This is a genomic window from Ureaplasma urealyticum serovar 8 str. ATCC 27618 (assembly GCF_000169535.1).
Lineage (GTDB): Bacteria > Bacillota_I > Bacilli_A > Mycoplasmatales > Mycoplasmoidaceae > Ureaplasma > Ureaplasma urealyticum.
The window spans coordinates 586,849-603,328 of the sequence record NZ_AAYN02000002.1; the positions used below are offsets into that span (position 1 = coordinate 586,849).

Genomic DNA, 16,480 nt, shown 5'->3' on the forward strand with positions numbered 1-16,480 from the left:
TTTGTTTTTGAATGAGCATAAGTTATTGAATTTTCTAAATTACTATCATGTTCTAGATCAATAAATTTATTACTTCCAACACTATTTTCAATTTGAATTTTTTTGAATTTATAAATTCGATTAGGAATTGATGGAGTTAGTGTTAAACCATTATAATTTGTTTGATTTTCAACTAATGTTGTAGTTGTTGTTTCAATTGTACCTTGTTCATCATTGCCATTACCATATGCATAAATTAACTTAATTTTTTTACTAGCATATTGTTTATTAACGCCAGAAACTACAATACTAAAATCAACAGTTTTATTAGTGTTTGAACTATTGTTATCTAATTGTAATGTTAATTTATTAGGTGTGATTGATTCTAATACAGTTTTATTAGCTGGTGTTGTAAATTTAATTTGATCTTTATTTTGAATTTCAACAACAGGTACTTCATTAGCTTTTTTAGGTTTGTTAATAATTTGTACAGATTCTAAACTATATTCTGTACTTGGTACTAAATCTGTAATTGATCCTTCAACAACTCATTGATCATTTTCTTGTTTTAGATTTGCTTCAAATGATTTGTTGTTACTAAAATTAACTTTAACTCTTGTTTGCGCATCTAAAGTATCTTGATCTTGTGAAATTAATAAAAATTTAAATGTTGCAACTTGTGTATCTGGAACTGCATTAACTCAATTATTAGAACCTTTTTTAGTAAATGATGTTTGACCTTTAATTGTTTTAATTTGTAGATCTTGATTATTTGTATCAATTAAAACTTTGTGGCTTTCATTTAAATCTTGACTTGTAGCATTTTTGTCAAAATAATATATGCTATCTAATTTATATAATCGATTACTTACTAAAGTTTTAAAAACTAATGGAAGTTTGCTTACTCCATTTGTATATGTAATATCAGTTGGTTGTAATATTTCACTGTAAACAACATCAGTTTCATCATTGACATTAACATATTTAGCTTTAAATGTTAGTGTTTGAGCAATTTTTTGATTAAATAAACCTTCTAAATTAATTGTTTTATTACTTAATTCAGCAACAGTAACTTCTTGAGGGTTAGCTATTGTTGTAGATGTTGTAATTTTTAAATTATTGTTAATAACTAAATTAAAATTTGAAACTAATGCATTATTGTAAATAACATTGTCTTTGTTTTTACCAATTGCACTTGGTGCATTCTTAGGTTTTGTTTTGAATTCAATTTTATTAATTACACTATTTTTGTTTAATACTAAATTATTAAATGTGGCTTCTAAATATTTTTTGCTATTTTCAACAATAACTTTAGCATCAACACTACGATTAATATCGTATGTAATTGTTGCAACTTCGTCTTGTGATAATAAATTTTCATTATCATTAACTTGGATTCTAATTTTAGCTTCATTTAATTTGTTGAATGCACGATCTTGTGTTTCAACTAAATTAATTGGTGCAATTGTATTTTGTGATAGTACTTCAAAACTATCTTTATTATTGTTTACACTATTACTTAATGGAAAATCAATTGTTTGTTGTGGATTACCAAAACTTAATTCAAGTTTTTTAAATGTATATTTACGTCCATAATTTAAATTATTTAAAGTAAATGTATATGTGTTTGTAGTGCTATCTAATGTAATTTCTTGTGAAACAACATCATTTTCATTACTTGCATTTGAACTATAAATAATCTTAGCTTTCGTATTAGTACGTCATTCTTTTTTAAGTCCACTAATTTTAACTTGGATGTTTTGACTTGTTGTTGCAATTTCATCATTACTTGTAATAGCAACTACTTGGTGACCATAACTTATTGTTGTAAAACTATGTTCAACAGCATTATTTTTGTATTCATAAACAACGTTGTTTGTATCACTGTTTAAATTAGTATAAGCTTTGGTTGGTTTTGTTTTAAATCAAACTTTAGTTAGACGATATTTTGTACTTTCTTGTAGTTGACTTAAATTATAAATAACATTTGATTTATTGTTTTTGTATACAAGTTTTGCTTCTTGCTCAATTGTTTGAGTTTTATCACCATTAACGGCTTCAAATGTCGCCATAACAACCTGATCATTTTCAAATACTTGATCATTACTTACTAAATCAAAGCTCACTGATGCATAATCTGACTGAGTGTTTGTAGCAAAACTATTGGTTTGTACATCAATTCTTGTTGTTGAAGGTTTAAAGACAATATTACTTGGTGTTATTTGTGATGTGAAATTAATTTTTTGTTCATCAACTGCATTTGCGCTTGTATTATTGTCAAAATAATATAACCCCACAAACTCATAAGCACGGTTATTGATTAAATTATTTAAATTAATTGTTAAATTATTTTTGTTAAATAATGTTGGTTCGCTTCAAACAATTTCATTATCACTTAAACGTTTGAATTGTATACGTAAATACTTATTATTTAATAAATAATCATCTGCTTGAATTTCAACTTGAATAGGTACTGATTTATTAGTTTCATCAATACTTTGAGGTGTGTATTTTAAACCATTAATTTCATTTTTAAAGCTAATTTTTGATAGTGTATCGTCTGTAAAAATAACGTTATTATTTTTGTTATTAGCAACATTAAATAAAGCTTTTTGTGGTTTATTTTTAAATACAATCCGTGAAATAGCATAATTTTGATTAATGCTTAATCCACTAAGTTTAAATTGGAAATATTTTTTATTATTTTCAACAATAATTTGGGTTTCAATTCCTAATCATTCTTGATCATTAGCTGAATTAGTTGATTTATAGAAAACATCAAATTGATCTGTTGTAGTTAAAATATCATCAACATCATTAATTTCAAGTTTCGCAATGATTGATGAGTTTGTATTATTTTCTAATGAACGATTAATGATTGATAAATTATTATTAGCTAAACTAACTGCATTATTACTTGGATCAATACTAAAACTATCTTTAATGTGTGATAGTGTTAAACCATCTTCATTATTATTATTAACATAAACTCATTTTTTAAAATTATAAGTACGATTTTTTAATAATTGTTCAAATTCAAAACTATAAGATTTTTGATCTTTTAGTAATGTAATTGGTTTTGATTTAATTTCTTTATGATCAGTTGATTCATAAATTAATTGAATTTGTTGATTATCTTTAAAGTTTGTTCCAATACTAATTAAAGCTTGACCTAATACTTTTTCATTGTTTGCAAAATGATCTTTAGTTACTAAATTTACTAATGTTGTTTTTGCATAAGCAGTCTCAAAACTATTAGCATTAGTATCTAATTCATTAAAAATATAAGGTTTAATACTATCTGGATTTTTTACTAAAGCACTAAAACGTTTTAGTGTGTAAACTGTTTTTTCTTTTAAACCAAATAAACTAAATTGAATTTGATTATTTTCAATTACTTTACCATAAGCAATTTGAATAATTGGTTTACCATTTTCAAGATATTCGTATTCTAATTGGATTGGATTGTCAATCTGTAATTTTTGATCTTGATCATTATAATCAACAAAAAGATTAGTGCTATTAGCAAAAATTTCTTGTTTACTATTATTCTTATCAAAACTTACATCAATTGCATTTTGGTTTGTAATAAAGCTTTGTTCATATTTTGTTACATCATTTTTAAATAAATAAACTTTATTATTGTTTTCATCTAAATAATATAAGTTTTTAATACTATATTTACTATTACCTTTTAAACTAGTTCCTTTTAATTCAACAATACCATTAGTTTTATTAAAACTAATACTTAGTGTTGGTTCATTTAAATCTTCAAGTTTATTATTTAATAAACTCAATTCACCATAAATTTTTTGATCATTTTTTAAAACATTATGTTCGTCATTAATTTCAAACGTTAAAGTTGTGTCATTATTGGCTTTTACATTAGCATTAAATTTAGTTCAAATCGGTTCATTAATTCTAATTATTGAATTTGTAGTAAATTCAAAGTTTAAAACATCATCTTTAACTAGTTTAATTGGTTTTTCTTTGTTGTTTAATTCTAATAATTCAACATCAACAACTTTATACTTTGTATTTGCATCTAAATGTGTGAAATCAAAGTTTAGTTTGTAATTATTAGTTTCTGGATCGTAAGTGGCAATGTATTTTTGTGTATCACTTAAATCACTAACTTTAGCAATTGTTAGTGCAAATTGACGATTATGAGATAGTTTATTTAAATCAAATAAACTTATTTGAAGATTAACAGCATTTGGTGTTAAATTAGAAATTGTCGGTGTTTTTAAAACGATCTTACGTGCTTTAGTTAGATCATCATTAATTGTACCAACATCTTTGTTAATACCATTTTTATCTAAAATAGTTTTGTTTGGATGTTGACTTGGATCAATAATCTTATCAAACTCATAAATTTTGTTAGAATCAAATGGACTGTTGTTTGGATCAACAATTGCTTTACCTTTATCATCGGGTTTAATTGGAACATGAATTTCATTATTGTTTTTATCTTTATAGATACCAATTAAATCTTTATTTTTTTGATTTGGTATATTAAACTCGTGTTTATTATCACCATTAATATTACCATTTTTTTGTTTATTGATAATTCGATCTACTAATGGAATTTCTTCAATATTAGCAACGTTTTTATTATCAGCTTCAATTTTTGTTAGTGTGTATTTGTGATTTGGTTCAAAAGTTGTATCATCACTTGTTTTAAAATTAGCTTTACCATCTAATCCAATCGTTGCTTCAATAGTTTTTGTATTACTATCGTTATCATCAGTTTTAAATGTTAATTTAATTTTTTTATTAACTAAATTAGGATTTGAAAAACTAATTTCATAATCATTATTTTCTTTAACTTTAGCAACTACTGTTGGTTTTTGGAATGAAGTATGATTATCACCATTTAATTGTTTTTCACCAATTAAATCTGTATTTGGCTGACCATTTTGTTTTAATACTAATTTCTTTAGTGTATATGTATTTGGTTTTGATGGATCACCATTTGGTAAATTTTTTGTTTTAACAATAACTTTACCATTTGTATCAACACTTGTTTCAACTTCGTGTTCAACACCATTTTGATCAACAACAATAGCTTTTGTACTACCATTTGTTTGTGCTTTTTGTTTTAAATCATCACTTAATTCTTTTGGTAATTCAGTGTGGATTTCTAAATTTCCTTCATTATCGTATTCAAAACTTGGGCGTGAAGTTGGTGAACTTGGATAACGTTTATCAATTGTTATATCTTTTAGTTCAAAATCATTTGTATTAACAACTTTATTTAAATCATTGTTTTCAACTTTACTTAAATGATAAATATAACCTTTTGGTAAACTATCACTTTCAAAAACAATTTTATTATTTTGATCAACAACACCAATCACTTTGTATTCTTTGTTATTGTTATCAACAAAAGTAGCAATTAATTTTTGATTAATTAAATCATCATTTAAATTTTCTAAAATTTGTGCTTTTTTAGTTGCATCAATACTTGGTTTAGCTGCTGGTTTTTTAATTAATTGTTTTTGTTTACGTGCTAAATCAAAGTTTGAAACTAATACATTTTTTGGATTTGAAATTGAAACAATTCTATCTAATGAATAATTGTCATGGTTTTTTAGTAAACCAGTATCAAATTCAACTGTACCATCTTTTTTAACTTTTGCTAAAACTTGGTGTTCTTTATTATTTTGATCTTTAAAAATTCCATATACTTGTTGGTTAACATAATATGGCGCTACTTTAGCTATTAGGTTAATATCACCATTTTTTGTGTATTGATATGGTGTGTTTAGTTCATCAGAGTTTAAATTATTAATTATTTTGTTGTGGTATGGTATATCTTGAAGGTTAGTAACGCCAACTTGGTTTGGTTTTTTAATACCAACAACTTCATATAAATTGTTATCACCTAATGATGAAACATCAAAAACAGCTCGTCCCATTTCATCTGTTTTTGCGTTAATTTTAATTTTTTTGTTATTTAAATCTTTTAGTGTTAATTCGATTGGTGTATTTTTTAGTTGTGTTCCTAAATCAACTTCATACACTTTTTTATTTTCAACAAATTTAACACCAGCTTTAGTAGGTTTTTCAATACTAAACTTGTGTTCATTTACTAATTCATTATTTGGTACTAAAACCTTGTTTAAATCCACATTATCAATAATTCGATCTAGTTTGTATTTGTGATTTAGTGGTAATTTTTTAGTATCAAAATGTGCTGCACCATTTTTTGCATTTGTTGCAGGTATTAAATGTTCTTTACCGTTTTCATCTTTAAAAACAGCAATTGATAATGCTGGATTTTTAATTTTATTTGTTAAATCAACTTTTAAAACAACATTACCATCTTTATTGTAAGTATGTGTCTTGTCAATTTTTTTAAAACTTGGATCAATATCATTAGTATTTACAACTTTAGTAATTGGATTAGAATCTTTTAAGATGATGTCAGTTAAATGATAAACATTTCCATCTTTTAACCCACTTGTATCAAGATCAACTTTTTCATCTAAACCAACACGTGCTTCAATAGTATGGACTTGGTTGTTTTGATCAACAAATCTTGCAATTAAAGTTTTATTAACAAGTACTTTGTTTACTTTTGCTTCAATGTGTTTTTCATCTTTTTGATCTTCGTATATATTAACTAATGTAGGTTTTGAAATACTAATTTTTTGTTCTGGTCTTAATTTATCGTTTTCATGAATTACATTATTGTTTGAATCAACGATTTTATTTAATTTGTATTTACCTGGAACTGGTAAAGTTTTTGTATCAAATTCGAATTTGCCATAAGGATCAACTTTAGCTTCAACTTTATGTTCTTTGCCATTTTCATCAACAAAAACACCATAAACATACTTATTAGCATATGTTTTTGGTAATTGTCCTTTAATGATTAAATCTCCATCATCATTAAAACCATAGAAATCATTATCACTTAATTGATCGCTATCTTTTAAACGTAAAACAATCCCCGTAATAACACCAGCTCATGCTAAGTTTAAACTAGCAAGTAAAAAGAAAAGGCGTTGTTTGCGATTTTTCTTATTATTTTCGCTTTTTGTTATTGGGACTTTTTTTGATTTTTTACTATCCATAAATAACTCCTTGCACACATAAAAAATACTATTTTTATAACATTAAGAACTGCAACTAAAAAATGCTTATACAATGATAGCAAAAAAAAAAAAAAAAACGCTCGCTATTCAGATTAACACCTTTAAAATCACTAAAAATCAGCATAATATGCTTATAAAATAAGGTAAGAAAATGTAACAAAAACTGTTCTGTGTAAATTTTTCGTGTAAATTAGGTGGTTTTTGTCAATTTTTTGAGTTAAATTGAACCTTAAAAACGATTGATTATTTTTATGAGTTTAATAATTAAAATTTTAATCCTAAAGTTATTTTAAATGTTGGTAGTTGTGGCGCATTAAATAATCAACTAAAACTATTAGATGTCGCAATTGTTAACCAATGCCAATATTTAGATGTTGATGTTATTACTTTTGGTTATTTAAAAATCAAATTCCACGCTTAAACAAAATCTTTAATTTAGATAAAAATGCATTGAGCAAATCAAAAAAGAATTAGTTAAAAAAGAATTAAAATTTTGAATCGCTAATGTTGGTAGTAGTGATAGTTTCATCAACCAAACTAATGCATCCAATTTTTATGATGAACAAATCGATTTAGTTGATATGGAACTAGCTGCAATTGCACATGTATGTACACGTATGTTAACCCCTTTAGTAAGTATTAAAATGGTTAGCGATCATATTATGCATCCAAGTTCAAATCAAGAACAATTCAATAAAAATTTGGTATTAATCGATAAATGGTTTAATAAATATTTATTAGAATGTTAATAGAGTTTAAATAATTTATTTAATTAGTAACAATCATACATTATAAACTTTTATATCATTTATAATTATTATTAAAACATGGTTAATAAAATAAAAACCAATCAATTATGATTTCATTTCAAAAAATAGGAAGTAAGTAAATGTACAATATTAAATTTTTAGATTTATTAAATTCAAATTTAAAGCCTAACCCTCAATGAATTTTTAAAGATCCACATCCCATTTTACGCGAAGTAACTCAAGATATAGAAGGTAATGAATTATCAAAAGATGATATTTATTATCTTAAAAAAATGGTCCGTTATATTGATGTTTGTTATCATAATCAAGCCAAAAAATATAAAATTCGTTCAGGAATTGCGATCGCTGCAAATCAAGTTGGTTGAAACAAACGCGCAACTTATATCCATTTTAATGATGAAGCCAAAGAACATCATTATTTATTAATTAATCCTCATATTATTAAACGTTCATCCGAAATAGCTTATTTAAATCCAGGCGAAGGATGTCTATCTGTTGATGATGATCGTTCTGGATATGTTATTAGAAATAAAAAAGTTCATGTTAAAGAATATGATCTAATTAGCGAACAATTTATTGATCAAGAATTTAGTGGTATTATTGCAATTTGCATCCAGCATGAAATTGGTCATTTAGATGCTGGTTTATATTATGACAATATCAATCAACAGCAACCATTTTATGCCGAACCTAGTTGAACAAAGATAGGAAGATAAAATCTTATGGCAAATAAATACGATGGGAATGCTATTAAAATCTTAGAAGGGTTGGAAGCTGTTCGTAAGCGTCCTGGAATGTATATTGGATCAACAAGTAGTGCTGGTTTACACCATTTAGTTTGAGAAATTGTTGATAATTCAATTGATGAAGTTATGAATGCCAACGCAAAAAACATTAATGTTATTTTGCATGAAGATAATTCAATTAGTGTTTTAGATGATGGGCGTGGTATACCAGTTGACATTAATTCTCAAACAAAAATTTCTACTGTTGAAACTGTTCTAACAATTTTGCATGCTGGAGGTAAGTTTGATGAAAGTGCATACAAAACTGCTGGTGGTTTACATGGTGTTGGTTCATCAGTAGTTAATGCTTTAAGTTCTTGATTAATTTGTGAAGTTTATCGTGATCAAAAAATTTACCAAGCGAAATTTATTAATGGAGGTCATATTCATCAATCTTTAAAAGTAATTGGAACAACTAAAAAAACAGGAACATTAATTCATTTCTTACCCGATCCTCTAATTTTTAAAAATTTAGTTTTTAATCCTAACATAATAAAAGAGCGTCTACATGAATCAACTTTTTTAATAAAAGATTTAAAAATAATTTTTGAAGATAAAATTAATAAAAAAAAGTACGAATTTATTAATAATCAAGGTTTAATTGATTTTATTAAATTTATTAATGAAACTAAAAAGACCTTTTCTGATGTTATTTATTTTAAAAGCAACATTAACAAAATAGATGTCGAAATTGCTTTTCAATATAGTGATCAAAACAATGAAATTATGGTTTCATTTGCTAATTCTGTGAAAACTAGTGAAGGTGGTGTACATGAAAATGCTTTTAAAAACGCTTTAACAAATGTTGTTAATAATTATGCAAGAAAACATAATTTACTTAAAGAAAAAGACAAAAATTTAGAAGGCGATGATATACGTGAGGGTTTATCAAGTGTAATTTCACTTCGAATCCCTGAAAGCTTAATTAGCTATGAGGGTCAAACCAAAAACAAATTATTCACACCAGAAGCAAATGAAGCAGTAAAAAAAACAATTGAAGATAATTTTAGTTTTTGATTAGAAGAAAATAAAACACAAGCTTTAGATTTAGTTAATCGAGCAATTCTTGCACGTGATGCTAAATTGGCTGCAAAGCGTGCTCGTGAAGAAACTAAAAAAGTTAAAAAAATTAAAGAAGAGCGAGGAATGGGTGGAAAATTAACACCAGCACAAAGCAAAGATCCAACTTTAAATGAATTATTTTTGGTTGAAGGTGATTCCGCTGGTGGATCAGCTAAACTAGGACGAAATAAAAAATACCAGGCTATTTTGCCTTTAAGAGGTAAAGTTCTTAATGTTTTAAAAGCTCGTTTAGTTGATGTTTTAAAAAATGAAGAAATAGCATCAATCTTTACTTGTTTAGGAACAGGAATTGGTGCAGAATTTGATTTAAAAAAATTAAAATATCACAAAATTATTATTATGACCGATGCAGATACCGACGGTAGTCACATCCAAGTTTTATTATTAACTTTATTTTATCGTTTTATGCGGCCTTTAATTGAGAATGGTAATATTTACATAGCTTTACCTCCACTTTATAAATTAACAAATAAAAATAACAAAAAATTCTTTTATGCTTGGGATGATGTTGAATTAGATCAACTAAAAAAAGAACAAAAAAATTATGAAATTCAACGTTATAAAGGACTTGGTGAAATGAATGCTGATCAACTATTTGAAACAACCATGGATCCAAGTAAGCGTTTATTATTAAGAGTTAATATCAATGATATTTTACAAGCTGAACGTCAAATCAATACTTTAATGGGTAATGATGTAAGTATTCGAAGACAATGAATTGATAATAATATTGATTTTAGTGTCATTGATGAATTACAAATCAATAATGAGGAGTCTAAATAAAAACTATGAGTGTAAATCAACAAAAAATTATTAATACACCATTAGACAACATTGTTGGTGAAAGTTATGCTAAATATGCAAAATATATTATTCAAGATCGTGCTTTACCAGATATTCGTGATGGTTTAAAACCCGTTCAACGACGTATTTTGTATGCCATGAGCGAATTAGGAATTTTTCATGACAAACCTTACAAAAAATCAGCACGTACAGTTGGGGAAGTAATTGGTAAATACCACCCTCATGGTGATTCATCAATTTATGAAGCTATGGTAAGAATGAGTCAAGATTGAAAAAATAATTTATGCTTATTAGATATGCATGGTAATAAAGGTTCGATTGATGGTGATAACGCTGCTGCGATGCGTTATACAGAAACACGTTTATCAAAAATTGCTAGTGTAATGCTAACTAATTTAAAAAAAGATGTAGTTAAATTTAGTCCAAACTTTGATGATAGTGAAAAAGAACCATCAATTTTACCATCACTTTTTCCTAACTTATTAATTAATGGAGTAACAGGAATTGCTTCAGGATATGCAACAAGTATTCCACCTCATAATCCTAATGAAGTTTTTGATGCTTTAATTTATCGAATTGATCATCCAGATTGTAGTATTGAAAAATTAATTAAAATTTGTCCAGCGCCAGATTTCCCAACAGGGGGAGAAATTCATGATTTAAATGGATGTGCAAATGCTCACAAAACTGGTGAAGGTAAATTTGTAATCCGAGCTTCAATTGAATTTAAAACAAGTGAAGTAAAAATTAATCAAATCATTATTAATTCCATTCCTTATGAAACAAATAAAGCTTTAATTATTAAAGAAATTGAAGATATTATTTACAATAAAGAAGTTGCTGGTTTAATCGAAGTTCGTGATGAATCAGATGCTAAGGGTGTTAGCATTATCATTGATACTAAAAAAGATGTTAATTTAGAAAATGTTAAAAATTATTTATACAAAAAAACTAGTTTGGAAATTAGTTATAATACAAAATTTATTGCAATTGTTCATCGAACACCAACACTTGTAAGTTTATTAACGTATCTAGATGCGCAAATCAACCATAGTCTTGATGTTATTAATAAAGTTGATTTATATGATTTAAATAAAGTTTTATTACGTATTGAAATTGTTGAAGGTTTAATTAAATGTGTTGATTTAATCGATGAAATTATTAAAATTATTCGGGCTAGTGATTCACGCCAAGACGCAAAAAATGCTTTAATTCAAACATTTGCTTTTACTAATAATCAAGCTGAAGCAATTATTATGATGCGTTTGCATAATTTAACACGCACAGATATATTTGATTTAAGAAATGAATGAGAAAGTCTTCAACAACAAGCTAAAACACTAAAAGAGCGAATTAAATCACTTCAAGTTCGCAAAAATTATTTAAAACAAAAAATGATTGAATTCAAAAAAGAATTTGGTTATCAACGTAAAACAAAATTATTTGATGAGTTTATAAAAGCTGAAGTTAATGAAGATCAAATGATTGAAAAACAAAGTTTAAATTTAGTTATTAGTCGTGATGGATATATTAAAACTGTTTCTAAAAAATCATTTGAATCTTCAAAATATGATGAATTAGGGCTAAAAACTAATGATCTTCTTTTTTATCATAATGTAATTAATTCGCATGATCGAATTTTAATTATTACATCAAAAGCAAAATTAATTAATTTAATTGCGCATAAAATTAGTTGTATGCGTTGAAAAGATGTTGGTGAACATTTAAATAATTATGCTAAATTTGATGCTAATGAAAAAGTTGTAGCAGTTTATGTATGCAATGAACAATTTAAAGTTGATGAACACCAATTAGTTTTAGGTTCAAAACTAAATTTAATTAAAAGAATTGAATTAAATGAGTTAGATTTAAATAAAAATAGCAAACAAATTAGTATTATGAAACTAAATGAAAATGATGGTTTAATTAGTGCTAATTTAATTAAAAAAGATCATAATCAATTTGTTGTTGCAATTTCTAAACTAGGGTTAGTGTTAATGTTTTTAGTTCATGAAATTAATTGTTTAAATCGTTTAGCAAAAGGGATTAAAATCATGAAATTAAAACCAAATGATGAAATTAGTTCAATTCTAATCGTTCCTAATAATGGTTATAGTATTCAACTTTTTTTAGATCAAGGTAATAAGTGTTTTAGTATTAGTGAGCTAAAATTATCAAAACGTGCAATGACACCATCACCACTTTATTTACCAACAAAAAAAGCACAAAGCGTTTTAGCAGCATTTTTAGTTGGTAATGAAAATGTTTTCTATTTATTAGATGAACAACAAAAAATAAATCCATACTATTTACCAAATCTAAAACCAATAAAATTAGATTCTAAAATTAATAAATACGAAAATGATCTTATTATAACTGATGTTGTTAAAGATAGTTTTTTAAGTGATAGTGTTATAAGTGATTTTAAAAAAATTAGTATGTATGCAAATGAATTTGATAGTGAATTATTAAAAACTAATGAAAATCAAGAGCAAGATGATTTGCAATTAGAATTAATTAATGAGAAAGAAGAAAATGATTAATGATAACAAATAAGAAATGTAAGGGCTGTGGCGCTTTTTTGAATGATGAAATTAACACGATTGGCTATACACCAAAACTAAATGATACAAAAACAAATTTATGTCAACGTTGTTTTAAACTAATTCATTACAATAAACTTGAAAAAGTGCATACTAATTTAAACCAAAACATTAAAAATACAATTGATAATTTAGATTTTAGTAATTTACAAATTTTTATGGTTTTAGATATTTTAGATCTAGAACATACAATTATTGATGAACTAAAAAAATATCAAGAACAAATTATTTTTTTAGTCAATAAAATTGATTTATTACCACATCGTTACAATAGTGAATTAGTTAATGAAAATGTGATTAAAACACTTGTTGATCACGGATTTAATAATCCCCAAATTGTTTATGTTTCAACACATTCAAACACGAGTTTAAAAAAAGTTATGGATTGTATTAAAAACGCTACTAACAAAAAACAAAAATCTATTTTTTTAGGTAAATCTAATGTTGGTAAATCAAGTCTAATTAATGCTTTATTAGCATTAAATAAAATTAAAACTAAACTTACAATTAGTAGTTATACTAACACAACAATTAACTTAAATAAAATTAATTTATTAGAGCATCAAATCATTGATGCACCAGGGGTTTGTTTTAATGAAAACATTTTAAATTATGTGCGTGATGAAGATAATAAATCAATCATGATTTCATATGGTGCAAAAGCGATTAATTATCAAATTAATCCCCAACAAGCAATTATGATTTCTGGACTTGTTGGTGTTCAATATCTACAAGGTCAAAAAACGACATTTACACTATATGTTTCATCACAATTAGATATTCATCGTTGCAAACTTGAAAACTTTATCACAAATTTTAATAATCGTTACTTATTAGCGAAATTTAACTATGTTGACCAAGACATCGAATTTATTGATCATACAATAGCATTAAATAAAAACCAAAAAACAAACATTTGTATTGCAGGATTGGGATTATTAGTTATTAATGCTAATGCTGAACAAATTTGTATTCGTTTACCTAAATGTGTTGGCATAAAAGTTGCAAAATATGCGATCATTTAATTATTAATTAACAAAGAGAGTTTTATTATGAAAATCATTTTATTTTGTGGAGCTTTTGATATGGTTCATAATGCTCATATTGCAATGGCTAAATATGCCATTGATTTAATTAAAGCTGATAAATTAATTTTCTTGCCATCTAATTTTAAATTTTTTAAACCAATTAATAAAGATGATAATTTAGAATATGAAAAAACAAAACTAACGCATGGTCATCATCGTTTAGCAATGCTAAAAATTGCAACTAAAAATTTAGTCAATACTGAAGTAAGTGATTATGAACTAAATCAAGTTAATAAATCTTATACTATCAATACAATTGATCATTTTAAAAAATTATATGGTGCTGAACACGAATACTATTTTATTATAGGAAGTGATAATTTAGAGCGTTTTAAACAATGAAAGGATTGAGAGCGAATCTTAAAAGAAGTTAAGATTATTTGTTTTAAACGAAGTGGTGTTTGTCTTAAAAAAACTTGTTTTCAAAATCAATGTAATTGTGAAAATTTTAATTTTTTTGAACATGAGATTATTTTAGTTAATGATTTTAATTACAACATTAGTTCTACTGAAATTAAAAAACAGCATAATTTAGCATCAGGAATAGATCCAGCAGTCCTTGATTATATTAATGAACATGGTTTATATGCTTTGTGATTATTAGAAAAACATTTAATTTCATATGATAATTTTAATAATTTAGAAAAAAAAATTGCACGCATCAATCATTGTCGCCGCGTTGCTCAAATGTGTGTTGATTTAATGAATGTCTATGATAAAAAACTAATTGATCAAGCTTATTGTGCGGGAATTTATCATGACATACTAAAATGTTTAGATGAACAAGAAAGTATTGCATATTTTAATGAACATAAAAGTGAATTAAATATTGGTGATGATTTTATCTCTTGAAGAATCTTACATTCATATCTTGGTGCACATTTATTACAAACCCAATATGGTTTTAAAAATCAATTAATTTTAAATGCTATTCGTCGTCATACAAGACCTTTTGATTTTATTAAAGATTATAGTGAATTAACTACTTTAGATAAAATTCTATATTGTGCTGATAAATTAGAGCCTAACCGTAGGGAAGAAATTGATCAAATTAACATTGATTATTATCGAAAATTAGTTTTTGAAGATCTAGATAAGGCATTTATTGAAGTTTATCAATATCAACAAAGACAAAGAAAATAAGGTAGAAATATGATCAGTTTAATTGTGGCATTAAATAGTGAAATTAAAACTTTTTTTAAACAAATTAAAAAGAAAGTTTATCAAATCAATAACATTGATTTTTACTTGTGCACTCATCAAAATATAGAATTTGTTTTAGTTTTTACGGATGTAGGAAAAACTAATGCGAGTTTTATTACTGCATTATTAATTAATAATTTTAAACCTAAAGTGATTTTAAACGTTGGTAGTTGTGGTGCACTAAATGATCAGTTAAAAGTTTTAGATATTGCTATTATTGATCAATGCCAATATTTAGATGTTAACGTTAGCGCTTTTGGTTATTTAAAAAACCAGATACCACGTTTAGATAAATTTTTTATTTTAGATAAAAATTATAACCAACAAATCAAAAACCAATTAATTAAGAAAAAACTAAAATGTTGAATTGCAAATGTTGGAAGCAGTGACACATTTATTAACCATGATAACATCTCATTTTTTTATGATCAACAAATCGACTTAGTTGATATGGAATTAGCAGCTATTGCTCATGTATGCACAAGGATGCTAACACCACTAGTAAGTATTAAATTAGTTAGTGATCATATTACTCTTCCCAATTCCAATCAAGAACAGTTCAATAAAAACTTATCACTAATTGATAAATGATTTAATGAGCATTTAACATCCATTATTGAAGCAATTTTAGAGATCTACTAATTTATTTTTGTAAAAAAATATTAAAATTACAAAATCTACTATTATTTTTTAAATTGTTTTATAATTTACGTATATAAAAAGTTAGTTAAATAAGGAGTAGTTTATTTATGATTTATAAAGAAATTGTTCGTAATATTATCAAGCATCCATTAATCTTACCAGAAGGAAAACATTACCATTTACATAAAATTCTAACTTCAAAAGATGAATTACGTAAGGGTGAAGTTAGTTTAGTTGCAGAAAATGGCAAAGAATATACTGTTGATTTATCTGTATTTGTTGACTTGTTAGTTGATGGTGATTGCATTATTGATGATAATCATTCACTTGTTGCTTTATACTTTGATGAAAGTAAATAAAAAGTAAAAAATATTAATTTAAGAAATCTTGCTTAAACACACCAGTAGGTTTTAAGCAAGA

Annotated in this window: 10 protein-coding genes (1 of these 10 cut by a window edge); 9 read left to right on the forward strand and 1 reads right to left on the reverse strand. The window is 25.5% G+C overall.

What is annotated here, in order from left to right; all coding sequences use genetic code 4:
* A protein-coding gene (locus UUR8_RS02550; protein WP_004026037.1) for a DUF1410 domain-containing protein crosses the window boundary here: on the reverse strand, positions 1–7,061 show its 5' portion. It extends 22,249 nt beyond the left edge of the window; only the first 7,061 of its 29,310 coding nucleotides appear in the window; it begins with the start codon at positions 7,059–7,061; its stop codon lies off the left edge, out of view.
* Between the two features lie 334 nt (positions 7,062–7,395).
* Between UUR8_RS02550 and UUR8_RS03870 the strand changes: the two genes are divergently transcribed.
* The 9 genes from UUR8_RS03870 (at position 7,396) to UUR8_RS02590 (ending at position 16,419) form a co-directional block, all read left to right on the forward strand.
* On the forward strand, positions 7,396–7,503 hold the full coding sequence (locus UUR8_RS03870; RefSeq protein ID WP_253255942.1) for a hypothetical protein: 108 nt from the start codon (positions 7,396–7,398) through the stop codon (positions 7,501–7,503).
* 145 nt (positions 7,504–7,648) lie between these two features.
* Positions 7,649–7,831 (forward strand): phosphorylase family protein, encoded by a 183-nt coding sequence (locus UUR8_RS03850; RefSeq protein WP_253255943.1) that lies wholly within the window; start codon positions 7,649–7,651, stop codon positions 7,829–7,831.
* Between the two features lie 140 nt (positions 7,832–7,971).
* The gene (gene def / locus UUR8_RS02560; RefSeq protein WP_004026185.1) at positions 7,972–8,568 is read left to right on the forward strand and encodes a peptide deformylase; all 597 of its coding nucleotides are present in this window, start codon (positions 7,972–7,974) and stop codon (positions 8,566–8,568) included.
* A 6-nt stretch (positions 8,569–8,574) separates the two neighbouring features.
* A complete protein-coding gene (gene parE, locus UUR8_RS02565) occupies positions 8,575–10,503 on the forward strand; it encodes a DNA topoisomerase IV subunit B (RefSeq protein WP_004025582.1) in 1,929 nt (642 codons plus the stop codon).
* A gap of 5 nt (positions 10,504–10,508) precedes the next feature.
* Positions 10,509–13,067 (forward strand): DNA topoisomerase IV subunit A, encoded by a 2,559-nt coding sequence (gene parC, locus UUR8_RS02570; protein ID WP_004025651.1) that lies wholly within the window; start codon positions 10,509–10,511, stop codon positions 13,065–13,067.
* Positions 13,067–14,152 carry a ribosome biogenesis GTPase YqeH gene (gene yqeH / locus UUR8_RS02575; protein ID WP_004026067.1) on the forward strand — a complete coding sequence of 362 codons (1,086 nt, stop codon included), beginning with the start codon at positions 13,067–13,069 and terminating at the stop codon, positions 14,150–14,152. Before parC ends, yqeH begins: the two co-directional genes overlap by 1 nt.
* A 27-nt stretch (positions 14,153–14,179) precedes the next feature.
* Positions 14,180–15,358: a nicotinate-nucleotide adenylyltransferase gene (locus UUR8_RS02580; protein WP_004025558.1), complete on the forward strand. Its 1,179-nt coding sequence runs from the start codon at positions 14,180–14,182 to the stop codon at positions 15,356–15,358.
* Between the two features lie 9 nt (positions 15,359–15,367).
* On the forward strand, positions 15,368–16,060 hold the full coding sequence (mtnN, locus tag UUR8_RS02585; protein WP_004025671.1) for a 5'-methylthioadenosine/S-adenosylhomocysteine nucleosidase: 693 nt from the start codon (positions 15,368–15,370) through the stop codon (positions 16,058–16,060).
* Positions 16,061–16,167: 107 nt separating this feature from the next.
* Positions 16,168–16,419 carry an urease accessory protein UreE N-terminal domain-containing protein gene (locus UUR8_RS02590; protein WP_004025561.1) on the forward strand — a complete coding sequence of 84 codons (252 nt, stop codon included), beginning with the start codon at positions 16,168–16,170 and terminating at the stop codon, positions 16,417–16,419.
* Positions 16,420–16,480 lie beyond the last annotated feature (61 nt).